The organism is Erwinia aphidicola, assembly GCF_014773485.1.
Classification (GTDB): Bacteria; Pseudomonadota; Gammaproteobacteria; order Enterobacterales; family Enterobacteriaceae; genus Erwinia; species Erwinia aphidicola.
In genome coordinates this window covers 14,325-36,529 of record NZ_JACXBP010000003.1, presented here as the reverse complement: position 1 = coordinate 36,529, position 22,205 = coordinate 14,325, and the positions used below count along the sequence as shown (strand labels likewise).

Annotated in this window: 18 protein-coding genes; 10 read left to right on the top strand and 8 right to left on the bottom strand. The window is 57.0% G+C overall.

Annotation, left to right across the window (positions count from 1 at the left end):
- Positions 1-83: 83 nt before the first annotated feature.
- Both ID864_RS07595 and fes read right to left on the bottom strand, forming a co-directional pair.
- Positions 84-296 (bottom strand): MbtH family protein, encoded by a 213-nt coding sequence (locus ID864_RS07595; RefSeq protein ID WP_099753290.1) that lies wholly within the window; start codon positions 294-296, stop codon positions 84-86.
- A 5-nt stretch (positions 297-301) separates the two neighbouring features.
- A complete protein-coding gene (gene fes / locus ID864_RS07590; protein WP_191149662.1) occupies positions 302-1,645 on the bottom strand; it encodes an enterochelin esterase in 1,344 nt (447 codons plus the stop codon).
- Between the two features lie 308 nt (positions 1,646-1,953).
- On the opposite strand from fes, the gene ID864_RS07585 reads away from it, so the two are divergent.
- The 3 genes from ID864_RS07585 to ID864_RS07575 all read left to right on the top strand — a co-directional run bounded on the left by ID864_RS07585 (position 1,954) and on the right by ID864_RS07575 (position 6,909).
- A complete protein-coding gene (locus ID864_RS07585) occupies positions 1,954-4,134 on the top strand; it encodes a TonB-dependent siderophore receptor (protein WP_191149661.1) in 2,181 nt (726 codons plus the stop codon).
- Positions 4,135-4,228: 94 nt separating this feature from the next.
- Positions 4,229-4,876, top strand: coding sequence for a DUF998 domain-containing protein (locus tag ID864_RS07580; RefSeq protein ID WP_191149660.1), 648 nt, complete (start codon positions 4,229-4,231; stop codon positions 4,874-4,876).
- An 86-nt stretch (positions 4,877-4,962) separates the two neighbouring features.
- Positions 4,963-6,909 carry a sigma-54-dependent Fis family transcriptional regulator gene (locus ID864_RS07575; protein WP_191149659.1) on the top strand — a complete coding sequence of 649 codons (1,947 nt, stop codon included), beginning with the start codon at positions 4,963-4,965 and terminating at the stop codon, positions 6,907-6,909.
- Positions 6,910-7,033: 124 nt separating this feature from the next.
- On the opposite strand, the gene ID864_RS07570 is transcribed toward ID864_RS07575, so the two are convergent.
- The 4 genes from ID864_RS07570 to ID864_RS07555 form a co-directional block, all read right to left on the bottom strand.
- On the bottom strand, positions 7,034-7,612 hold the full coding sequence (locus tag ID864_RS07570; protein WP_191149658.1) for a YceI family protein: 579 nt from the start codon (positions 7,610-7,612) through the stop codon (positions 7,034-7,036).
- A 150-nt stretch (positions 7,613-7,762) separates the two neighbouring features.
- Positions 7,763-10,063, bottom strand: coding sequence for an FdhF/YdeP family oxidoreductase (locus ID864_RS07565; RefSeq protein ID WP_099753296.1), 2,301 nt, complete (start codon positions 10,061-10,063; stop codon positions 7,763-7,765).
- A gap of 441 nt (positions 10,064-10,504) precedes the next feature.
- The gene (locus tag ID864_RS07560) at positions 10,505-11,560 is read right to left on the bottom strand and encodes a 2,3-butanediol dehydrogenase (RefSeq protein WP_048915629.1); all 1,056 of its coding nucleotides are present in this window, start codon (positions 11,558-11,560) and stop codon (positions 10,505-10,507) included.
- A gap of 218 nt (positions 11,561-11,778) precedes the next feature.
- Positions 11,779-13,236, bottom strand: a complete 1,458-nt coding sequence (locus tag ID864_RS07555) for an AMP nucleosidase (RefSeq protein WP_048915630.1) — start codon at positions 13,234-13,236, stop codon at positions 11,779-11,781.
- 213 nt (positions 13,237-13,449) lie between these two features.
- On the opposite strand from ID864_RS07555, the gene ID864_RS07550 reads away from it, so the two are divergent.
- Complete coding sequence (locus ID864_RS07550) at positions 13,450-14,088, top strand: hypothetical protein (RefSeq protein WP_191149657.1); 639 nt, start codon at positions 13,450-13,452, stop codon at positions 14,086-14,088.
- Between the two features lie 4 nt (positions 14,089-14,092).
- Here the strand turns inward: ID864_RS07550 and ID864_RS07545 are convergent, their stop codons facing one another.
- Positions 14,093-15,283 carry a LacI family DNA-binding transcriptional regulator gene (locus ID864_RS07545; RefSeq protein ID WP_191149656.1) on the bottom strand — a complete coding sequence of 397 codons (1,191 nt, stop codon included), beginning with the start codon at positions 15,281-15,283 and terminating at the stop codon, positions 14,093-14,095.
- Positions 15,284-15,590: 307 nt separating this feature from the next.
- Here ID864_RS07545 and ID864_RS07540 point away from each other — a divergent pair, with 307 nt between their 5' ends.
- The 4 genes from ID864_RS07540 (at position 15,591) to ID864_RS07525 (ending at position 18,111) form a co-directional block, all read left to right on the top strand.
- A complete protein-coding gene (locus tag ID864_RS07540; protein WP_048915633.1) occupies positions 15,591-16,034 on the top strand; it encodes a PTS sugar transporter subunit IIA in 444 nt (147 codons plus the stop codon).
- A 20-nt stretch (positions 16,035-16,054) separates the two neighbouring features.
- Positions 16,055-16,342: a PTS sugar transporter subunit IIB gene (locus ID864_RS07535; protein WP_048915634.1), complete on the top strand. Its 288-nt coding sequence runs from the start codon at positions 16,055-16,057 to the stop codon at positions 16,340-16,342.
- Positions 16,343-16,355: 13 nt separating this feature from the next.
- Entirely contained in the window at positions 16,356-17,615 is a 1,260-nt protein-coding gene (locus tag ID864_RS07530) for a PTS ascorbate transporter subunit IIC (RefSeq protein ID WP_048915635.1), read from the top strand.
- A gap of 169 nt (positions 17,616-17,784) precedes the next feature.
- The gene (locus ID864_RS07525; protein ID WP_191149655.1) at positions 17,785-18,111 is read left to right on the top strand and encodes a hypothetical protein; all 327 of its coding nucleotides are present in this window, start codon (positions 17,785-17,787) and stop codon (positions 18,109-18,111) included.
- A gap of 10 nt (positions 18,112-18,121) precedes the next feature.
- Here the strand turns inward: ID864_RS07525 and ID864_RS07520 are convergent, their stop codons facing one another.
- Entirely contained in the window at positions 18,122-18,904 is a 783-nt protein-coding gene (locus ID864_RS07520) for a DUF4225 domain-containing protein (protein WP_191149654.1), read from the bottom strand.
- A gap of 113 nt (positions 18,905-19,017) precedes the next feature.
- Here ID864_RS07520 and ID864_RS07515 point away from each other — a divergent pair, with 113 nt between their 5' ends.
- Together ID864_RS07515 and ID864_RS07510 are read left to right on the top strand one after the other, a co-directional pair.
- The gene (locus tag ID864_RS07515) at positions 19,018-19,500 is read left to right on the top strand and encodes an Hcp family type VI secretion system effector (protein ID WP_099753301.1); all 483 of its coding nucleotides are present in this window, start codon (positions 19,018-19,020) and stop codon (positions 19,498-19,500) included.
- Between the two features lie 235 nt (positions 19,501-19,735).
- On the top strand, positions 19,736-22,099 hold the full coding sequence (locus ID864_RS07510) for a membrane-bound PQQ-dependent dehydrogenase, glucose/quinate/shikimate family (protein WP_191149653.1): 2,364 nt from the start codon (positions 19,736-19,738) through the stop codon (positions 22,097-22,099).
- The last annotated feature ends 106 nt before the right edge of the window (positions 22,100-22,205 follow it).

The window sequence follows — 22,205 nt, the reverse complement described above, 5'->3', positions numbered from 1 at the left end:
AAAAAGGGTCGGCCCCTGTGTTGTATGGCGTAAATATTCCGTTGTCGGGGGCGACCCTCTTTTCCGGTCGACCCGTTCCTTGATTAACCGGCCGTTTTTATCGCTGCCGGGCGCATATCCTGCCAGTGCGTTTCGATGTAGCTGATGCACTCGGCGCGGGCTGCGGGACCGGACACGGTCTGCCAGCCGGCGGGAACCTCGGCAAAGGCAGGCCACAGGCTGTACTGCCCACGCGCGTTCAGCAGCACCAGGAAGTCCAGGCTTTCATCGTCGAAGGGGTTTTGTTGTTCGGTCATGGTCGTTACCTGTTGTCGCCAGAGAAAGGAGGGGTGATAAAATCGGCCAGCAGCCAGCGCAGCCCGTCAAGCAGCCCGCCGCGCCAGCACAGCGAGTCGTGCCCGCCGGAAAAAATACGGAAGTGAATGTCATGCCCAGCCGGCAGCAGGGCCTGGCGCATCTGCTGGTTGACGTAGGCCATATCGCCTTCGCGATCGCCAGCTTCCTGGAAGATCTTCAGCCTGCCCTGCGGCAGCCTACCGGCCAGCACTTCAGCGGTCAGCCAGCCCATTTCATGGCCTTCAATCTCGGCAAAATGCGTCACCAGGCGGAAGTCCGGCCACCAGAAAGAGCCGGACTGGCTGAGGATGCGGCCAAAGCGTGCAGGCCAGTTAAGCCCGGCATATATCGCGGCCAGCCCGCCGTAGCTCTGACCGGCCACCACGGTGTGGTCGGCCCGTTCGCTGAAGGCCATCCGCGCGCGCACCTGCGGCAGCAGCTCTTCCTGCACCGCCTGCCAGAACTGCGCATTGCACGGCAGCTCCTTCTCGCGCCACTCGCCGTTAATCGCATCAATAAATAGCCAGCAGGCGGCGGGCAGATGGCCGCTGTTGGTTTCCGCATCCAGCGCGGCAAAAATCGGTAATCCCAGCGCCCAGTTCTGGCCGTCCAACAGGATGCCTAATGGCCGGGTTTCTGGGGTGACGGTGCTGCCGGTGGTGTAGAGCCAGATGCGGCGCTGATTGCCGAGCAGGGCGCTCTCCCAGCTGAACTGCAGCAGGCGCTGCTCATCAACCCGCGCCAGACTGCCGTCCAGCGCATGCCAGGCCGACTGGTCCGGGGCGGCGGGCATATGGGCCGCGGATGTCGGATGGCGGCGGCTGTTGCAATGCGCGCAGCTCCGGTTAAGCGGATCGGCGATGGCGCTGGGGAACAGCGAGATCCACCACTCGCGCTGCTGTTTGCTGCGCGTGGCGTCATCGCGGCTAAAAGCAGGAGGAAGCTGGTGGGCATCAATGGGGATCAGGCTGTAGCTGCCGCGCCAGCGCTGGTCAATCTCAGTAGACCAGTGCCAGACGTCGGTGCCCGCCAGGCGCTGCAGGCTCTGCGGCTGCGGGCTGTGATGGTCGGTCACGCAGTTGATATCGATATATACCCGGCAAACTTCAGAGCGGGTTTCATCCCCGGCCGGGTCGCGCCAGAAGTAGCTCATTTTCACTTTGCCGGCGGAAAACTCCTCCACCAACGGCGTGCCAAGCTGTGCCAGCTGCTGCCACCAGGCAGTGTTGCCGACATTATCGGCAGCCAGCAGCTCAGCGGCGCATCCGGCGGGCTGACGCAGAGGCCACGATTGGTGCCTGGATGTCATGATAATTTTCCTTAATTTACTTTTGATGACTTAAACGGAAGAACTTGAATCTCACTGACAATTAGCGGCGCTAATGCGAATAGTATTGAGAATAGTTTACATTTGCAATAAGATGCGACGCAACTTTCTTGAGATGCCTGTAACTGGCACAAAGCTAAGGGGTTTTTAAGAAGGTAGAGAAGCCGCGTCAAAAGCAGTGGCCGACGTGATGCTTGATCTTAGCCTGCGCCAGCCAGCGGCTCTTATCGGTTGGCAGGCTTTACTGGTTTTTTTCGTAGACAAGGCTGTTCCAGACGAGATAACTGAACATGTTTAATAAGATTAAAAAACAGGCAATACCCGGCTCGGCAGTACACACGGATAAACACACCCTGCGCTTAATACTGGCTTCAACGCTGTTGATGGTGCCAGCCGTACAGGCAGCAGAAGATACCCTGACCGTGACCGCAGAAACCCAGGAGAGCGTGACCGCGCCGACCAAAGGGATCGTGGCGAAGGAGAGTGCTTCAGGCACCAAAACCGCCACCCCGCTGCGGAAAACCCCGCAGACCATCTCGGTGGTGACGCGCGAGCAGATGAACGATCAGCAACCTGCCTCGGTGGCGGATGCGCTGGGCTACAGCAGCGGCGTGGTCACCAACTATCGCGGTAACTCAAACCGTAATGATGAAGTGATCAGCCGCGGCTTCCGCTACGCGCCCAAGCTGCTGGACGGTTTGCACTACGGGCTCTCCTCCGAGAACGGCGGCGCGGGGCAGTTAGACCCGTGGTTATTAGAGCGCGTAGAGATGGTGCATGGCCCGGCCGGCGTGCTGTACGGCCAGGTCAGCCCCGGCGGCCTGCTGATGATGACCAGCAAGCGCCCGACGGCAGAAAGCATTCATGAAGTGAAGCTCAGCACCGGCAACCGCCACTATGGCGAAGTGGCGTTCGACTTCGGCGGCAAGCTAAATGATGACAATACGCTGTTCTACCGCATCAACGGCATCGCTAATACTAAAAGCGAGTTTGTGAAAAACAGCAAACAGCAGCGGATGGCGATTGCCCCGGCAATCACCTGGCTGCCCAACGAAGACACCAGTTTTACCCTGCTGACCAGCTACCAGAACGACCCGAAAGCGGGATCGCGTAACTTCCTGCCGCGTTCCGGCACGCTGTACGCCACGCCGGAAGGCTTCACCGTGCCTTACGACCTTAACGTCAGCGACTCCGATTTCGCCAAATCGAAGCGCGAGCAAACCTCCATCGGCTATAGTCTGGATCACAGCTTTAATGAGGCGGTCTCGTTCACCCAGAACCTGCGCTACAGCCACCGTAATGAAGACTATAAGTACCTGGTTTACGGCTACGACTACAGCGACCATGTGATGACGCGCATGCCGCAGCATGAAGAGACACAGACCAATGAGTTCAACGTTGATAACCAGCTGAAAGGGCTGTTTGAAACCGGCGATGTCAGCCACACCGTGCTGGGTGGCCTGGACTATCGCTATAGCCACATCGACCTCAAGCTGTCGCGCGCCTACGGCACGCAGTACAACCTCGACTGGACCAATCCGGGGCGCATCGACATTGATGAAAACGATCTGGCGCTGGCTACCAGCACGCTGAAGACGCTGAATCAGTATGGCGTTTACCTGCAGGATCAGATGGCGTGGAATAACTGGAACCTGGTGCTGTCCGGCCGCGAAGACTGGTCGCAGGTGCGCACCCAGGATCGCCTGGCAAACACCGATGTGACCTATAACGACAGCGCCTTCACCGGCCGGGCGGGGCTGCTGTACGCCTTTGATAACGGGGTTTCTCCGTATATCAGCTACAGCACCTCGTTCGAACCGGTACTGGCGCAGCCTGCACCGGGCTCCGATCCGCTCAAGCCAACGACCGGCGCGCAGACTGAGGTTGGGATGAAGTTCCAGCCGGTAGGCAGCAATACCATGATGACCGTCTCCTGGTTTGATATAAACCAGAAGAACGTGCTGAGCTCGATTGATGGCACCCGCTATTACAATCAGATCGGTAAGGTGAACTCGCAGGGGATCGAAACTGAGATCCACGCGCAGCCAACCCCTGAAATCAAGCTGATTGCCGCCTACACCTACACGGATGCCACCACGAAAGAGTCGGATACGGCGGCAGAAGTGGGGCACAGCCCGGCAGCTATTCCGCGCCACGCGGCATCTGCCTGGGGCAGCTACAGCTTCCTCGACGGCGCGCTGGACGGCCTGACTGTGGGAACCGGCGTGCGCTACGTCGGTAAAGCGGGCGGTGATAACACGGGCGAATACTATGTGCCGCACTACACCCTGTATGACGCGATGGTGAAGTATGAGCTCGGCCAGGCCGTTCCGGCGCTTAAGGGAACCAGCCTGCAGTTCAACGTGCAGAACCTGACCGACGAGCACTATGTCGCATCCTGCTCTAACGCCTATGCTTGTTTCTATGGCAGTGGCCGCACCTTTGTTGCTTCCGTCGATTACCGCTGGTAAGCGCACGGGTTAGCTTGCATCATTCCGCAGGGGCCAGGCATGCCTGGCCCGTTTTATCTCTTGCCCCCCCCCAGGGCGATCGATAAGGAGCACTATGCAAAAACTCACGCGATGGAACCGGATCGGCGCCGCCTGCCTGGCGCTGGGCGGGCTGATCTATCTGCTGGCGGAGCGCATCAGCGCGCTGGCGTGGCAGCACCCCCCTTACCGCTATCAATTCAACTACATCAGCGACCTTGGCGTCCCCCAGTGCGGCTCGCTGATCTGCTCCCCGCTGCATAACGTCATGAACAGCGGATTCGCCGCCGAAGGAGTGCTGTTTTTCTGCGGTTGTATCCTGCTTTTCTCGCGAGTTAAAAACCGCTGGGCGCTGCTGCTGGCAGGCATCCACGGCGCGGGCGGCGTGCTGATTGCTCTGTTTCACAGCGGCGGCATCAGCAGCGGCATCACCCTGCATCAAACCGGCGCGGTGATGGCGATTGGCGGCGGTAATCTCTGTTTGATCGCGGTCGGTCTGCACGCTATTTTTCTCGCGCCGGGCGGAAAAGGAGGTCGGCCCCTTCCCGCCGGACTCGGCTATTTCAGTTTGCTGCTCGGTGGGTTTGGCCTGCTCAGCATGCTGGCTATCCCCTCGGCGCTGTTCCCCATCGGCATTATTGAGCGCGCCTCGGTTTACCCCATCACCACCTGGCAGATCGTTACCGGCTTTGCGCTGTTGATAAACCGTTCTGACGCTGATTAATCTGAGTAATATTCTGCAACTTATCGCCGACAGGCGTATTCTGTTGTCGCCGTCAGAGCGGCGTCATTTCCACAGGAGGGTGAGTTGTGAATCAGAGCCAGCGCGAACATATTGCCACCGTCATGGAGAGCCTGAGCCCGGGCGCGCAGAGGCGACATCTGCGCCAGCATGACCAGACCATTCGCGACTCCTGGCAGCGCTGCGTCGAGTTTCACGGCCTGGATCCGAGCCGCATGCAGGAAGCGCGCATTCTGCCGTATAACGAACTGCGTGAGCATCGCGAAAATCTTGAAGAGTTCCGCCGCATTGCCCGTCACGGGCTGGGCGTGCTGTATCAGCAGATCGCTCAGGCCGGTTATGTGGTGCTGCTCAACGATGCCAGTGGCGTGACGGTCGACTATCTGGGCGATGCCGGGTCTGAAATCAGCCTGCGCCGCGCCGGGCTATTCCTTGGGGCGCAGTGGTCGGAAGCCTGGGCGGGCACCTGCGCGGTGGGCACCGCGCTGGCGACCGGCAAGGCGCTGACCGTGCATCAGGCGGACCATTTCGACGCCACCCATATTCCGCTCACCTGCAGCGCGGTACCGCTGTTTGACCCGCAGGGGCAGCTGAATGCCATTCTCGATATCTCCGCGCTGACCTCGCCGCAGTCGAAATCCAGCCAGCAGCTGGCGCTACAGATCGCCAGACTCTCCGCCCATCAGATTGAAAACGCCTGGTTTGAGCACCGCCACCGCAGCGACTGGGTGCTGAAGCTCAGCCCGTCGTCGTCGTTTGTTGAGGTTAGCCCGGATTTCCTGATCGCCTTTGACGCCAGCGGGCGCCTGGTCGGGCATAACCATCGTGCGCAGCGCATGCTGGAGCACGAGCTGGGGATTACGGCGCCGTCGCCGCACAGCCGCAGCACGCTAATCGGGATGCCGATTGAACAGCTGTTTAATACCGCCATCGACAGCCTGCCGGACTGGCTGGCCAGCGCTAACGGGCGGCAGGGTACGCTGGAGCGGATCAACAGCGGCGAGCGGCTCTATGTGACCGCCGTGCAACCGGCGCGGCGCCCGCCGCGGCGAGTGATGACCGCACCGCTGGCACTGCCGCAACCCCTGGCAGCGCTGAGCGGTGGTGATGCGGCGCTACAGCAGCAGCTGCAGCGGGCGGCACGGCTGCTGAATGCGCCGCTGCACCTGGTGGTACATGGCGAAACCGGCTGCGGCAAAGAGGTTTTTGCCCGTGCGTTTCATCAGGCCAGCGCGCGCCGGACACGGCCGTTTATTGCGGTTAACTGCGCCGCCATCGCGCCGACGCTGATTGAAAGCGAGCTGTTCGGCCACCTGCCGGGCAGCTTTTCCGGCGCGGGCAGCAAGGCAAAGCGCGGGCTGGTGCAGGAGGCCGACGGGGGGACGCTGTTCCTCGACGAGATCGGTGATATGCCGCTGGAGATGCAGACGCGGCTGCTGCGCGTGTTGGCCGAGCAGGAGGTGCTGCCGGTTGGCGCCACCCGCCCGCAGCCCGTCGATATCCGCGTGATCTCCGCCTCGCATCACGCGCTCGATAAGCTGGTGGAGCAGGGGCGTTTCCGCGCCGACCTGTTTTATCGCCTGCAGGGTGCACGCATCTCGCTGCCGCCGCTGCGCGCACGCAGCGATCTCGACTGGCTGGTCGCCCGACTGCTGGCGGGCAGGGCTGAACTGACGCCGCAGGCGCGCACACGGCTGCATCAGCACGCCTGGCCCGGCAACCTGCGCGAGCTGCGTAACGTCCTCGACTACGCTGCCGCAGTGTGTGACGGCGGGCGGATTGAGGTTGACGATCTGCCGGAAACCCTGAAGGCCCACGCTGACGATCCCCGCACGCAGCCTGACCCGCAGGAAGCCACGGACCTGCCGCCGCAGGCGCAGTTGCTGATGCAGCAGCTGCACGCCGCCCGCTGGAACCACAGTGCGGTGGCCCGCCAGCTGGGCATCAGCCGCATGACGCTCTATCGACGCATGCAGCGTTACGGCATCCGGTCACCGAATAAGGGGGGGCGATGACCCCTGTGACGGCGGCCGCTACGTCAGGCGGTCTGTTTAGCTTAGGGTTCGGTCGGCTACAAAAGCAACTGCGCTTCTCGCTCATCGCTGCCCGTTCAAATATCTTGTATGGGCAGTTTAGTCACTATGCGCTTAGATACGGACGGGCCTGAATTTCAATATTAATTGTTACCGTGTCATCCACCAGTGCGGCAAAGCTGTCCATATTGAATGCTGAACGCGAAATCGCTGTTGAAGCATGCATAACAAGGATCTCAGTACTGGAGGATACCGCCTTTTTCCCATTCAGTGAGGCGTCAAGGATCACCGGGCGCGTGACGTTCTTGATTTTCAGCGTGCCAAACAAGCGAAAATGTCCGTTTCCCAGTGCCACAAGGCGACTGCTGGTGAAAGCGATGTTCGGATAGCGCTCTGCATCAAAAAAGGGACGGCTTTTCATCTGATAAGTTAACAGGCCATTGGAAGCCTCAAGGGTCGCGGCCGGAATGGTCACTTCGATACGGTCCGCCCTTTCATCTCCTGCATCCAGGGTAATTCCTCCCGTCACCTTTGCCATGCTGGCTTTAGAGACACTGCCAAATGCATGCCATGAGAGGGAAATTGTCGTGTTTTGAGTGTCGATACGGTAGCTGACCGGGCTGGCGTATAAGCAAAGCGGATGGAACAAAAAGCCCAGGGCGATGGCATGCATGAAACGAGTCATATTGATAATCCTCAGAGTGAGTATCGTGTAAACGCTTCAGCCGTCTTTTTTATTCGATTTTACGCCCCGTTTTAAAATTGAAATGCGGTCAACGCCATAAGTTGAAGATGCGGCAGACATTTCGCCTGCCGCATCTATTATCCCGACGATTCAACCCACTGGCGTTTTAGCTATTTCGTGCGACCTGAGAGTGATACGAACTGGCGCAGATTTATAGGATGGTGTGCCGCTTTCCTTGTCGATATAGTCGAGCGGAATAAGTACGTTAGCTTCAGGGTAGTAGGCGCCAATCGACCCCGGTGAAATAGCGTAACGCACTACCGTCATGGATTCGAGGCGCATGTGGTAGCCCGGTACCGCTGACTCAAGATCGACGACATCACCGTGTTCCAGGCCCAGACGCTCAAGGTCATAATCGCACATAAATAGCACATCGCGGCGGCCAAATACGCCGCGATAGCGGTCGTCTAAAGCGTAGATTGTGGTGTTGTACTGATCGTGACTGCGCAACGTAATGAGCCGCAGCACGTCCTCACCCTCAACGGATAAATCCTCATGAGTGCCCTGATAGACTGAAAACACCGCTTTTCCTGATTGAGTGGGCCAGATGCGCTCTCTCGGTGGAAGCGGCATCTGGAAACCGCCGGGATGACGAATACGCGCGTTATAGTTGTCAAAACCGGGTATGGTTTTTTCGATCAGCTCCCGGATGAGGTCGTAATCGGCAACCAGTTCACTCCAGTTAACCCGTGTATCCGGCAAGGAAGCTTTCGCCATCCCGGCGACTATCGCAGGTTCAGAGCGCAGCAGTGGTGATGCAGGCTTGAGCTTACCGGAGGAGGCGTGCACCATCGACATCGAGTCTTCAACGGTGACCGACTGCCGGATACCGGATTGCTCGTCAAGTTCAGTGCGTCCGAGGCAAGGCAGCAGCAACGTCTCTTTCCCGGTCAGAAGATGTGTCCGGTTAAGTTTGGTGGCGATGTGGACGCTGAGCTCAAGTTCACGCATCGCCGCAAAGGAGACATCAGGGTCGGGTAACGCCACCGCAAAGTTACCGCCAAGGCAAATCAGTGCCTTAGCTCTTTTCTCAACCATGGCTTGCATCGCCTGCACCGCATCGTGACCGTGCTGAGCGGGCGGAGTAAATCCGAATACGTTCTGCAGCTTGCTGAGGAAATCAGAGCCGGGCTTTTCAGTGATCCCTACGGTGCGGTTGCCCTGGACGTTAGAGTGACCTCGCAGCGGACACACGCCAGCACCGGGTTTACCGATATTGCCGCGCATCAGCAACAGATTAACCAGCAGGCGTACGTTGTCCGTTCCGCGGTTGTGCTGGGTGATGCCCATGCCGTAGGTCAGGATGGTGGCCTTCGATTTGACATAGGCTTCTGCCACGCTGCGAAGTTCCGCTTGCTTCAGACCGGAGTCATGCTCAATTGAATGCCACGAAGTGGCATGAATGTCCGTTGCAAAGCGCCCGAAACCTTCGGTGTGCTCGCGGATAAAATCATGATCCAGCGCCGCGCCTGTTTCGGCCTCAATTTCAAGTACCGCTTTAGCGATGCCCTTTAGCGCAGCCGAGTCGCCTCCGGCGCGCACCAGATAGTAAGTTGAGGCGATGTCAGTCGAGCCGTAAGTGGCCATCTCCATGACATTCTGCGGATCGGCGAAACGCTCAAGCGCGCGTTCACGCATTGGGTTAAAGACGATAATAGGTACTTTGCGGCGCGCCAGCTCGTGCAACGTCCCCATCATACGCGGGTGGTTGGTCCCCGGATTGTGGCCCATTGAGAGAATGAGCTCTGCGCTATCGAAGTCGTCCAGTGAGACAGTGCCTTTACCGATACCTATCGACTGCGGCAAGCCTACGCTTGTCGCTTCGTGACACATGTTTGAACAGTCAGGAAAATTGTTGGTTCCATACTCGCGGGCGAACAGCTGAAACAGGTAGGCTGCTTCGTTAGATGCCCGGCCGGAGGTATAAAACTCGACTTCGTCCGGCTGCAGCGCTGCCAGACCTTTGGCGATGTGGCTGAATGCTTCGTCCCAGCTCACTTCTTTAAAGGTATCGCTTGCTGCATCGTATCGCAGTGGCGTGGTTAACCGGCCATACCCCTCAAGCTCGAAGTCTGTTCGCTTCAGCAGGGAGGTAACGGTATTTTCTGCAAGAAATGCCGGCGTCACGCGTTTGGTGGTGGCTTCCCAGGTGACGGCCTTGGCGCCGTTCTCACAAAACTGGAAGGTTGAACCATGGTCCTTATCCGGCCAGGCACAGCCGGGGCAGTCAAAGCCTTCTGGCTGGTTTGTGCGCATCAAAGTGGGCGGCGCTTTGAAGGTATCCATCTGGTTTTTAACGGCAATGGCGGTGGCCTTGAGTGCTCCCCAGCCGCCTGCGGGCCCATCATATGGATGTACACCAGGCACTGTACGATGATTTTTCTTGCTCATAATGGTCCTGCGGCCTCTTCATCTTTTTAAAATCTGATTAAATGAAAGTAGCAAAGAAATGCAGCAGGCCCCGGCGGGTTATCAATTAGTTACTTAAAAGTTCAGGCTGCTATCGATGGAAGTGGCGACCAAGGTAGAGCCTGAGTTATCTCCAGAAATGACTTCCATCGCTAAACGTCCGCAAACCGCTCTGAGCTCAGCCCCCCGTTACCATCGTGCTCGCTGTGGCTTTAAACCGCGACGCTGGGGCCTTGGGTGCAAGGAGGGCGGGCTGATTGCAGCAGGCCCACGGCCAGGGATGGCCGTGCTGCCTCGCTACAGGGATGTATTCATGCCGGTGCGGAAAGCAGCCCCCCTCCTGAAACCGTACACCTGTCATCCCGCGATAATATTCAGATCAATGTCTGGGGGGGACCGCAGAGGTCGACCCTATAGCAGCGGTTACTGCGGCGGGCGCACCAGGATTTTCACCTGATTCTTCTCTTTGACCAGTGCCTCAAAACCTTCGGTCACCAGATCGTTCAGCTCAATGCGCTTAGTTACCAGCTTATCGGCCTGGAAGTAGCCCTGGGTCATCAGCTCCATCACCGCCGGGAAAATATGGCGATAGGCAATAATACCCTTCACGTTGCGTTCTGCCAGCACCACCCTGTTCGGATGGAATGAGGCTTCGCCCTCCCAGATAGAGACAATAATGGTTTCGCCCTCGTAGCGGGTGGCGTCGATGCACTGTTTCAGCACTACCGGCACCCCGGTCACTTCGAACGACACGTCTACGCCGCCTTTACTCAGGTCGCGGATGGTGGCAACAGCGTCCTTCTTGCTCGGGTCAATCACCACGTTGGCGCCCAGCTCAAGCGCCTTCTCAGCGCGCTGCGGCGACAGCTCCACCACGTAAATCTCAGAAGCACCCGCCGCGCGCAGCGCTTCAATCACCAGCAGGCCAATCGGGCCCGCGCCGAATACCGCCGCTTTATCCCCGGCTTTCAGCTTACTCATGCGCACCGCATGTAGCGCCACGGCGGCAGGCTCGACCAGCGCACCCTGCTCGTAAGAGAGGCCATCCGGCATGCGGTGCACCATATGCTCGTCAACCATCGTAAAAGAGGAGAAACCGCCGCCGCCGCCGGATAAACCGTGGAAGCCAAGGTCGCCGCACAGGTTATATTTGCCTTCGCGGCAGGCCTCGCACTCGCGGCAGGCGAGGATAGGTTCCACCACCACGCGGTCACCTGCTTTAAATTTGCTGACGCCTGCGCCCACCTCGACCACTTCGCCGGAGAACTCGTGGCCCATCACAATCGGGGCGATGTCATGGCTGATTTTGTGCGGCTTATCGACCGGGACGAAAATGGGGCCGGCGAGGTACTCATGCAGATCGCTACCGCAGATCCCAGTCCACGCCACTTTGATTTTGACTTTGCCTGCGGATACCTGCGGCTCCTCGATGTCGTCAATGCGGATATCGTGCGCTTTATACCAACGTGCTGCTTTCATCATATTTCCCTTGAGAGTGGAACAAGAAAACCTGTCCATCGCCGCAGTCAGCGGCCGGTGCAGGAACTCAGGGCGACATAGTGCGAAAAGCGTGCCATAAAGTGCTTTTTTGGTAATTTGCTGATTCTATTTGTTTATTTCTGTTTCTACAGAGGGGAGAGGGAGTGACACAAGAAGGAAATGTGACACCTGTAACAGCGACAGGTGTCACAGCAGGCTTAACGGAACGGCGGCTCGTTAAAGGTGCGCAGCTTGCGCGAGTGCAGGCGGTCGCCCTCGGCGCGCAGCAGATCAATCGCGCGGATGCCAATCTGCAAATGCTCGGAAATCGCCCCTTCGTAGAAGCGATTCGCCTGGCCCGGCAGCTTGATCTCGCCGTGCAGAGGTTTGTCGGAGACGCACAGCAGCGTGCCGTAAGGAACGCGGAAGCGGTAACCCTGTGCGGCAATGGTGGCGCTCTCCATATCTACCGCCACCGCTCGGCTGAGGTTAAAGCGCAGCGCGGAAGCGGAGTAGCGCAGCTCCCAGTTGCGGTCGTCGGTAGTGACTACCGTTCCGGTACGCAGGCGCTGTTTCACCTCTTCGCCCGGCATGTTGCTGACCTGCTTGGTCGCGTCGTACAGCGCGCGCTGCACTTCGGCAATGCTCGGGATTGGGATATCCGGCGGCAGCACCGCGTCCAGCACGTGGTCATCGCGCAGATAGGCGTGCGCCAGCACGTAATCGCCAATGGTCTGGCTCTCACGCAGGCCGCCGCAGTGGCCAATCATCAGCCAGGCATGCGGGCGCATCACCGCCAGATGGTCGCAAATGGTTTTAGCATTTGACGGGCCAACGCCGATATTGACCAGCGTAATGCCCTGGCCGTCTTCAGCAATCAGGTGCCAGGCGGGCATCTGATGTTTTTTCCATGCCAGATCGGAGATGGTCTGCTCCGGGTGCGGCGTGTCGTGGGTCAGCGTAGTGCCGCCCGCGCAGGAGAGGGCCACGTACGGCGAGGCCGGGTCGGCTATCTGCGCGCAGGCCCACGTCACGAACTCATCAACGTAGCGCGTGTAGTTGGTAAACAGCACGTAGGGCTGGAAGTCTTCCACCGGGGTGCCGGTGTAGTGGCGCAGGCGGGCCAGCGAAAAGTCGGTGCGCAGCGCATCGAAGTGCGACAGCGGGAAAGTTTCCCCCGGTGGCAGCAGGCCGTCGGCATTCTCATCGCCAATCTGTGATAGCTCGGTGGTCGGGAAGTGCTGGGCGATCCCGGCGCTCATGCTGCGATCCAGCGCCAGCCCGGAACCGTCAATGACATACGGGAAGGGGATCTCCTGCTGCGATGGCAGCACTTCAATGGTGACCTGATATTCGCTGGTCAGCATCGACAGCTGCTCACTGAGATAGTGGCGCAGCAGGGCCGGACGGGTAATGGTGGTGCTGTAGCAGCCGGCTCGGGTAAAGCGGCCAAAGGCGCGGGTCAGGCGCTGCGAGGGGGCAACGCCGTTCCAGCTGACGCGCAGCTGCGGGTAGACAAACAGACCGGCGGCACGGCGTGCCGCATCCGGCAGGGCGCCGTTAGCGATAAATGCGGTAATGGCATCACGCAGGGCATCGACCGCCGCGTTGTACTGGCTATCCAGGGCGTCCAGCGCCTCGTTAACCGTCAGGGATCGCGCTACGGGTTGAGTCATAATATCTCCTTGGATCGTTTGCACCATGGCAAACAGACTAACTGAAGATGGTGATAAACGGCTATTACCAGTGAACTTTTTTCTCTTCTGGCCGGAAATTTGTGCGGCGCGCTGTATAAAAAAAAAGCATAATTGCTAAAAGTAGCAGCAGGGCTTAGGTTGGAAATAGAGGCCCGCCTGCGCAACGGTTTTTATGCCACAGGAGGGGAAAGGATGCAGAAATCAGGGAGGAAGACAGGGATGCCACTACTTATTCCGTCGGCGGAGTTCGATGAGAAACTCAGCCGGACATCAACAGGGAAGAATACCCAGCATACCCAGGCATTTATCGATGGCGGGTCGCATGATTTTTACCTGACTGACTACGCGGTGCCGCCGGGGTATCGCCTGCGGCAATCATCGCGTGAAGATCAGTATCGCCTGATTAAAGCAGGCGCTGAGCCGGAAACCGTCTATGCCGTCAAGCTACTGCTGCTGGACACTATCGTCCCTTCGCGGCGCAGCTGTACGCAGATTATGGTGTGGCGCAGCGTGTTGCCTCAGCACGAAGAGGCGGTTCATGGTCTCGCCCGGCGCTTCTTCCGCTATTTTCTTCAGCGCTATTCCATCGTGGTTTCCGACAGCGAGCATACCGGCGATGGCCGCCGCTTCTGGGAGGGGATGATTGCCTGGGCTCTGGCGCAGCCTGAATACCATGTCTATCTGTCTGACGGCCGTTTCTACGATCGTCCCCTGCGTGCTATCCCCAACTGGGACGATTTTTACGACCACTGGGCGCAATATGGCTGGGGGGAAGACCGCGATTATCATCCACACAGGCTTTTTGTCATCAGCCACGAAAAGCTGGAGTAATCCTTCAGCTGCTGGCGCCAGGCTCGAGGGTAAACTTCGCCTGCTCGGCCAGCGGCTGCGGGGCGTCATCCAGCATCGCCATTAGCCGCTCGCCGACCTGCTGGCCAAGTTTTTCATAATTGAGGCGCATCGACGTCAGCGCCGGGAATGTGTGGTCACAGTTGCTGGAGCCGTCCAGGCAGGCGACCGCCAGGTCGTACGGCACCTTCAGCAACCGGCGCTGGCACTCGGCCAGCACGCCAAAAGCAATCTCTTCATGGCTGCAGATAATCGCATCGAGGTCCGGCTGATTCTGTAGCAGCTGGCCGAGGGCGTAGCGGCCAAACTGCAGGCTCGGTGCGTCCGGCACGGTGATCATCAGGTCCGCGTTCTGATAGTGCGCCAGCATCGCCTTGTGCCAGCCGTTAAGCTGCTGCTTGTGCAGGCGGTTGTCGGTCTGCGCGCCGATAAAAGCGATGCGGCGATAGCCTTTATCCAGCAGGTGGCGGGTCAGGCGTTCGGCGGCATCGCTTATCGCAATATCCAGCGTGATATCGGCGTTAAAGCGCTCGGCGCCGCAGACGTTGGCGGTCACCAGTTCGCAGGACTCAATCAGATCGGCGGTTTTCCTCGCCAGCTGCGCGCCGAACAGCACCAGCGCGGAAGGGCGGTGCTGCAGCAGCTTCTCCACCAGCGGCGTTTCGCCGTACTGATGATACTCGTGGCAGGCCATAATTAACTGGAAAGGCTGTTTGCTCAGCGTCTGTTGCAGCGCCTGAATAAAGCGCGTACTGGCGCGATCGTGCTGAAAGGGGTAGAGCACGGCGACGGTATGCAGGGTGCTGGAGGCCAGCGAGGCGGCGGCAAGGTACGGTACGTAGCCCAGTTCTGTGACCGCCTGCTGCACTTTTTTGAGCGAGGCGTCAGAGACCAGCGAAGGGTCACGCAGGGCGCGGGAGACCGTCATCGGTCCGATACCGGCGTGGCGCGCCACGTCCTGCAAGGTGACGCGGCTGGCGCTGCTGCTGGCGACGTCGCTGGCGTCGGGGTTGGCTTCATAACCCAGTGCGCGTGCGGCTTGCTCAACTTTGCTGCGCACCTTTTCAGAAACCAGCTCCGGCGTGCGCATGACGCGCGACACCGTCATCGCGCCGACGCCGACATAGTCGGCCACATCCTGCAGTGTCACGCGACCGCTACTTCGCCGCTTTCGCATCCTGGTTTCTCCTTTCATCATCTGGTCAAGCGGGCTGACCGAAAAGAGGGTCAGCCCCTACAAAGGCCGAATAATAGCGCTGTAGGGGCCGATCATTTTTCCGATCGGCCCGCCTGATCCTCATTTACGGCACAGTTGCAGTGTGCCGCGCCAACCTTCAGGCAACAACTTATTCTTCGGCGGATGATAAGCCGATCACATTTAGTGATAGTTATAACAGTTAGCGCTATCTTTTTAGATATTCGTCACATTATTCCAGCGTTACTGGCACTACTCTGCTCGAGCGATGAGAGAGAGGTGACCTGAAATGCTGAAAGAATTACTGACCGCTGATGTTGTCCAGATTGTTCCCGCCTGCACCGACTGGCGTCACGCCGTCTCGCTTTCCTGCCAGCCGCTGCTTGATAACGGCACGGTGGAAGCGCGCTACGTAGACGCCATTTTCCGCTCGCATGAAGCCATCGGCCCATATTACGTGGTTGGCCCCGGTCTCGCTATGCCTCATGCACGCCCGGAAGACGGCGCCCACAAAATGGGAGTCAGCCTGACCGTGGTGCAGCAGGGGGTGAACTTTGACTCAGACGGTAACGACCCGGTGCACCTGCTGATTGTGCTGGCCGCGACCGACAGCAACAGCCATATCGGTATTATTACCGCGCTGGCACAGCTGTTTGATACCCCTGAAGATACCGCGTCACTGATGGCTGCGACGACGGTTGAAGAGATTTTATCCATTATTTCGCGTTATTGATAAACACCAGAGGACACAAAATGAAAATCACCGTGGTATGTGGCAACGGCCTGGGCACCAGCCTGATGATGGAAATGAGCATCAAAAGCATTGTGAAAGATCTGGGTGTCAACGCTGACGTTGACCATGTCGACCTTGGCTCAGCCAAAGGCACCCAGAGCGATATCTTCGTCGGCACCTCCGATATTGCCGAGCAATTAGTCGCTCAGCAGGTTGGCGGCAAAATTGTCTCCCTGAAAAACATGGTGGACAAAGTGGCGATGAAAGAGCGTATCGCAGCGGCGCTGACCGAACTCGGCGCATTATAACAGGGAGCCAGAAATGGAATTTTTCCGTTTTTTAATGAGCGACGTGCTGTCTGAGCCCTCCATCCTGGTGGGGCTGATTGCACTGATCGGTCTGGTGGCGCAGAAAAAGCCGGCGACCGAAGTGATCAAAGGCACGGTGAAAACCGTGATGGGCTTCCTGATCCTCGGTGCGGGCGCCGGGCTGATTGTCTCCTCGCTGGGCGACTTCGCCGCTATCTTCCATCATGCCTTCGGGATCCCGGGCGTGGTGCCGAATAACGAAGCGATCGTGGCGGTAGCGCAGAAGAGCTTCGGCACGGAAATGGCGATGATCATGTTCTTCGCCATGGTGATTAACATTGCGATTGCGCGCTTTACGCCGTGGAAATACATCTTCCTGACCGGCCACCACACGCTGTTTATGTCGATGATGGTGGCGGTGATTCTGGCTACGGCGGGCATGAAGGGGGCCACCCTGATCGCCGTCGGCTCGCTGGTGGTCGGCGTGTCGATGGTATTCTTCCCGGCGATCATCCACCCGTATATGAAAAAGGTAACCGGTTCGGATGATGTGGCGTTCGGTCACTTCTCGGCGATCTCTCAGCTGCTCTCTGCCTGGATCGGCAGCAAGTTCGGCAATAAAGAGAAGTCGACCGAAGATATGGAAGTGCCGAAAAGCCTGCTGTTCCTGCGCGACACGCCGGTGGCGATTGCCTTTACCATGTTCTTCATCTTTATCTTCACCTGCCTGGTGGCCGGTCCGTCAACGGTGAAAGAGATGAACGCGGGTGGCAAAAACTGGTTTATGTTCTCGCTAATGCAGTCGATCACCTTTGCCGCCGGGGTTTATATCGTGCTGCAGGGCGTACGCATGGTGATTGCGGAGATCGTTCCGGCGTTTAAAGGGATTTCCGACAAGCTGGTACCGAACGCCAAACCGGCGCTCGACTGCCCGGTGGTGTTCCCGTATGCGCCGAACGCGGTACTGGTTGGCTTCCTCAGCAGCTTTGTGGCCGGGGTGCTGGGCATGTTCCTGCTGTATGCGCTGAACATGACGGTGATTATTCCAGGCGTGGTGCCGCACTTCTTCGTCGGCGCGGCCGCCGGAGTATTCGGTAATGCAACGGGAGGGCGTCGCGGCGCCATCCTTGGTGCGTTCACCAACGGCCTGCTGATCACCTTTATTCCGGTGTTCCTGCTGCCGGTACTGGGCAGCATTGGCCTGGCGAACACCACCTTCAGCGACTCCGACTTCGGCGCGGTCGGGATCCTGCTCGGCTTGATCGTGCGTTAACCGCTGGCTTCACTGCTGAACACGCCCCGCTTAGTGCGGGGCTTTTTTATGGTCAACGGTACAGCCACGGATAGTGTAAAAGGGTATTTGCGAGGAATACATTTCTGTTCAGGCTTGTGATAGCTTAATGACCCACGCGGGATGGCAGGAAGCTTAAGGAGAGCAAGCAATGAAAGAAGTAACGCGAGAAGACCTGTTGAAAGGCGGCTTTACAGAGAAAGAGATAATCCGGCTAGATGATGCTATTATTAGGGGCGGAGGGGAAACGGGAAAATATGAGCCCACTATTAAAGGGTTAAGACAAATATTCATTAGGGGTTTATGTATACTTCTGTTTGTTATCTTGTCATATATTTTTGTTTTGCTTCGTTACAGGCAGTACTGGGTTGGGTTATCTGTTGTTTTTGCATTTGGCTTTTCTGTTTTTTTCTTCCTGATTCCATTCGGATTGTCCTGTAAAGCTTATAAATTCATATCGAACAGGAATGACAAGTGAGTATTGCTGTTCACTTTATTTCTTTCTCTTTCTCTTTCTCATTCAGGTCGTTAATGGTTATGCCTAACTTGATTGCTTTTACTGCTGCTCCAGCCCCTTTTATTGCAAGAGCGGGTCTGCTCATCTTACTGACTTTTCGGTAGTAATCAGAAGGTAAATGGCTAAACAATCTCCATGCTTCTGGCTTTAGGGATAGTTTTATTATTCCATAATATGCCGTGGACAAATCAGTTATCTGATATGACAACGTTCCAACTCTTCTGTCAAATCCTAAAAATTCCGCTACATCCTGATGGGTATCTCTCATGAAATTAGTGGGGTTAGCATCACCAGTTAATTTCTGATAACTCTCAAAAGTTGATGACAATCCATTTAAAAAAATATTAGCCCCGGCTATTATGCCCACAACATTCTCGCTCATTACTGATGTGGCAAGAATACCCGCACCACCGACCACCTGTAGCCCACCGATTACTACACCAATCCCATCAATCACATAGCCAATGACTTTTTCATGATCGTGAAAAAACTGCGCTGACGCTGTGACGACCGCGTCACCAAATCTCAGCATTCTGTCCTGTTTTTCGATGTTGACTTGCTCCTGTCGCATATTATCTACATATAGATTGCACTCATTATCAGATTTAGCGTTGTTTAAAGCCTGCATATTAGCGTCAATAAATCGCTGAATATCCTCCTGAAAGCGAATGCGTATCAGATAATCCTTTATATGCCAGATTGAGATAACTTTGGCTTTATCATTCAAGTTTTCGGCAGCTTTTTTGGCAAGCATCCGTTAAGTCACGCGCAGCCTGTTTTTATCCAGATAGTTATCCACTTTTTTATTCTCCCTTTTCCCTGTAGGATCTGCTTGAGTGTATATAGCAGATAATTAAGGAGAGTGAAATGAGCAAGGATATCTTTTTAAGAGTTGATGGCATTACGGGGGAATCAAAAGATGCACGGCATCCGGGTTGGATACAGGTAGAATCATTCGGCTGGGGAGCGACGCAGCCTTCGGCTATAGAGGTTGGCAGCGGCGGTGGGGCAGGAAAAGTTAAATTTCGTGATTTAACGGTTAATGCTTTTATCGATAAAGCCACACCCAATTTACTACGCTATGTATCAAATGGGAAACATATTAACTCGGTAGAGCTCTCTTCCTGCAAAGCCGGAGGTGAACAGTTAGAATATTTCAAAATAAACCTGAAACAAGTGATGGTTACCGATGTGGTATTTAACGGGGCAACCGGGCAGGATTTATTTGGCGTTACTTACTGCTTCAGGGCAGCAGAAGTGAGTAATCATTATTTTGAGCAAACGACAGAGGGTGCTCGTGGCGCGGAATTCTCGTCTGGGTGGAGCATCAAAGAGAACAAAGAATTGTAGTAACAGGCACTACCCTTGAGAGCGACCAGCGGTGGATGTTTTCCAGCTTCTTCAGCCGATCGCTCTTAAAGCCGGGGATTGCAGACTCCGCATCCACCGGGAATCCAGTGGCCTGGGTATCCCTTACATCAAACCTTTTTTGGGTTTTTATCAGATTTTTTTAGTTAATTTAATGTATAGTGCATGTAATTATTTGTCAGAAAATAATTACGTTGATTAACACTAAGGGATACCAATGCTTAACAAACTCACCGGTATTGTCATCGCGGTCATTGCAATCGCTATGCTGTACATGGGCGCCCAACTCCTGATGCTGGGAGGGTCGCCATTCTATGTGATTATCGGGGTTGGCCTGTTGGCTACCGCTATCACACTGTTTATGAACAAAAAAATTGCGCTTTCCATCTATGCCGTGCTGATGTGGCTGGTGGTCGCGTGGTCAATTTATGAAGTCGGCTTCGACAAATGGCAGTGGATCCCACGTGGGGATATCATTGGTGTGATCGGCCTGTGGCTGGTGATGCCGTGGGTGGTACGCCCGCTGTATAAAGCTGAAAAACGCCGCTTCCATCCGTTCCTCGGTACCACCATGGTGCTGATTATCGCGCTGGTAGTGGGGATGATGTTCTATGACCCGTATCCGAAAGCGGGCACCATCACCACCCAGCGTCAGGGCAGCAGTACCGAGGTGGCAGGCAGTGACTGGTCAGCCTACGGCGGCACCAGCAATGGCCTGCGCTTCTCCGACCTCAAGCAGATCACCCGCGATAACGTCAGCAACCTGCAGGTGGCCTGGACTTATCATACCGGCGATCTGCGCGCCAGCGATGATGCTTCCGAATACACCTTTGAAGCGACCCCGCTGAAGGTTAACAACAGCGTCTATTTCTGTACGCCGCACAATGAAATTCACGCGCTGAACCCGGAAACCGGGGCGCTGAAATGGAAATATCAGCCGAAGAAAGAGGCTTCTTATCTGCAACAGCACCAGACCTGTCGCGGCGTGAGCTATTACGACGGCGGCCAGCAGGCCCAGGCAGACACTGGCGCGGCCAGCCCAGCTATCTGCCGCAAGCGTATCTTTAACGCCAGCAACGATGCCAAACTGATCGCGCTGGATGCCGATACCGGTAAACTGTGTGCCGACTTCGGCAACAACGGCGTGGTCGATCTGCATGCCAACATGGGTACTGTGCGCCCGCACGCGCTGATGCAGACTGCGGCACCGCTGGTAGCCGGCAATCTGGTGATTGTCGGGGGGTCGGTGATGGATAACGGCTTCAACAGCGGTAATCCGTCTGGCGTGATCCGCGCTTACGATGCCACTTCCGGTCGCCTGGTGTGGAACTTTGAGCCGGCTAACCCGGAAAACACTCAGCCGATTGCGGCTGACGCCACCTATCCGCAGGATACGCCGGTAGCCTGGGCCACGCTGAGCGCTGACCTGAAAAATGGCCTGGTGTACGTTCCATTTGGTAATGCCTCCCCGGATGAAGTGGGGATTGAGCGTAATGCCGACAGCAACACCGAGAAGTTCCGCGACACGCTGGTGGCGCTGGATCTGAAAACCGGTGCCTTTAAATGGCGCTTCCAGTCATCGAAGCATGACCTTTGGGACCGCGATAATCCATCACAGCCGTCGCTGCTGGATATTGATTACCAGGGCAAGAAACAGCCGGTGGTGATCCTGCCGACCAAAACCGGCAACCTGTTTGTGCTTAATCGTCTGACCGGTGAGGCGGTGTATCCGATCAATCAGAAAGACGTTTCTACTAAAGGTATTGCTGGCGAGAAGTATTCGCCAACGCAGCCGGTCTCCGCGCTGAACTTTATCCCGGAGCCGCTGAGCGAAAAATCAATGTGGGGCATCACGCCGTTCGACCAGATGGCCTGCCGCATTGACTTTAAATCCCTGCGCTACGACGGTAACCCGTGGACGCCAGCGACCGAAGGCGGTTCGATTGTCTTCCCGGGCAATATCGGGGTGTTTAACTGGGGATCGGTGGCGGTTGACCCTGAGCGCCAGATCCTGATCGCTTCGCCGGTACGCCTGGCCTATAAGTACAACCTGATCAAACGTAACGCGGAAAATGCTAAACAGCGCCTGTTCACCAAGGACGGCACGCCGTACTGGAATGAGAACTTTGACGGCGATTATGCCATTCATATTCAGCAGCTCTCCTCCAGCCTGGGGATCCCGTGCATCGCGCCACCGTGGGGCCGTATGGTGGGCGTTGACCTGTCTACCGGTAAAACCGAGTGGATGCGCCGCGTAGGTACCACTAAAAATCTGAAAACCTCGTTCCTGCCGGGCCGTTTCCCAATCGGTTTCCCGATGGGGATGGTGGCACACGGTGGGCCGTTAACCACGGCCGGTGATGTGGTGTTCCATGGCGCAACGGCGGATAACTTCTTCCGCGCTTACGACGTCAACAGCGGAGAACTGCTGTGGCAGACCGAGCTGCCAGCGGGCGGTCAGGCAACGCCTTCTACCTATATGGGCAGCGACAATAAGCAGTACGTGGTGATTGCGGCCGGTGGTCACGGTTCGCTGGGCACCAAAGAGGGTGATGCCGTGGTGGCGTACCGTCTGAAATAAGCGGGATGTGGCTGGCTGACCGAAAAAGAGGGTCAGCCACTACTAAAAACCGTAGGGGTCGACCCGCTTTTCCGGTCGACCCGTGCCGAGATTTGCGCCATTCGTA

Bases quoted from the DNA above. Each gene is read 5' to 3' on its own strand.
- ID864_RS07595 (WP_099753290.1), bottom strand. From the start codon at position 296: ATGACCGAACAACAAAACCCCTTCGACGATGAAAGCCTGGACTTCCTG.
- fes (WP_191149662.1), bottom strand. From the start codon at position 1,645: ATGACATCCAGGCACCAATCGTGGCCTCTGCGTCAGCCCGCCGGATGC.
- ID864_RS07585 (WP_191149661.1), top strand. From the start codon at position 1,954: ATGTTTAATAAGATTAAAAAACAGGCAATACCCGGCTCGGCAGTACAC.
- ID864_RS07580 (WP_191149660.1), top strand. From the start codon at position 4,229: ATGCAAAAACTCACGCGATGGAACCGGATCGGCGCCGCCTGCCTGGCG.
- ID864_RS07570 (WP_191149658.1), bottom strand. From the start codon at position 7,612: ATGACTCGTTTCATGCATGCCATCGCCCTGGGCTTTTTGTTCCATCCG.
- ID864_RS07565 (WP_099753296.1), bottom strand. From the start codon at position 10,063: ATGAGCAAGAAAAATCATCGTACAGTGCCTGGTGTACATCCATATGAT.
- ID864_RS07560 (WP_048915629.1), bottom strand. From the start codon at position 11,560: ATGAAAGCAGCACGTTGGTATAAAGCGCACGATATCCGCATTGACGAC.
- ID864_RS07555 (WP_048915630.1), bottom strand. From the start codon at position 13,236: ATGACTCAACCCGTAGCGCGATCCCTGACGGTTAACGAGGCGCTGGAC.
- ID864_RS07550 (WP_191149657.1), top strand. From the start codon at position 13,450: ATGCAGAAATCAGGGAGGAAGACAGGGATGCCACTACTTATTCCGTCG.
- ID864_RS07545 (WP_191149656.1), bottom strand. From the start codon at position 15,283: ATGCGAAAGCGGCGAAGTAGCGGTCGCGTGACACTGCAGGATGTGGCC.
- ID864_RS07540 (WP_048915633.1), top strand. From the start codon at position 15,591: ATGCTGAAAGAATTACTGACCGCTGATGTTGTCCAGATTGTTCCCGCC.
- ID864_RS07535 (WP_048915634.1), top strand. From the start codon at position 16,055: ATGAAAATCACCGTGGTATGTGGCAACGGCCTGGGCACCAGCCTGATG.
- ID864_RS07530 (WP_048915635.1), top strand. From the start codon at position 16,356: ATGGAATTTTTCCGTTTTTTAATGAGCGACGTGCTGTCTGAGCCCTCC.
- ID864_RS07525 (WP_191149655.1), top strand. From the start codon at position 17,785: ATGAAAGAAGTAACGCGAGAAGACCTGTTGAAAGGCGGCTTTACAGAG.
- ID864_RS07520 (WP_191149654.1), bottom strand. From the start codon at position 18,904: ATGCTTGCCAAAAAAGCTGCCGAAAACTTGAATGATAAAGCCAAAGTT.
- ID864_RS07515 (WP_099753301.1), top strand. From the start codon at position 19,018: ATGAGCAAGGATATCTTTTTAAGAGTTGATGGCATTACGGGGGAATCA.
- ID864_RS07510 (WP_191149653.1), top strand. From the start codon at position 19,736: ATGCTTAACAAACTCACCGGTATTGTCATCGCGGTCATTGCAATCGCT.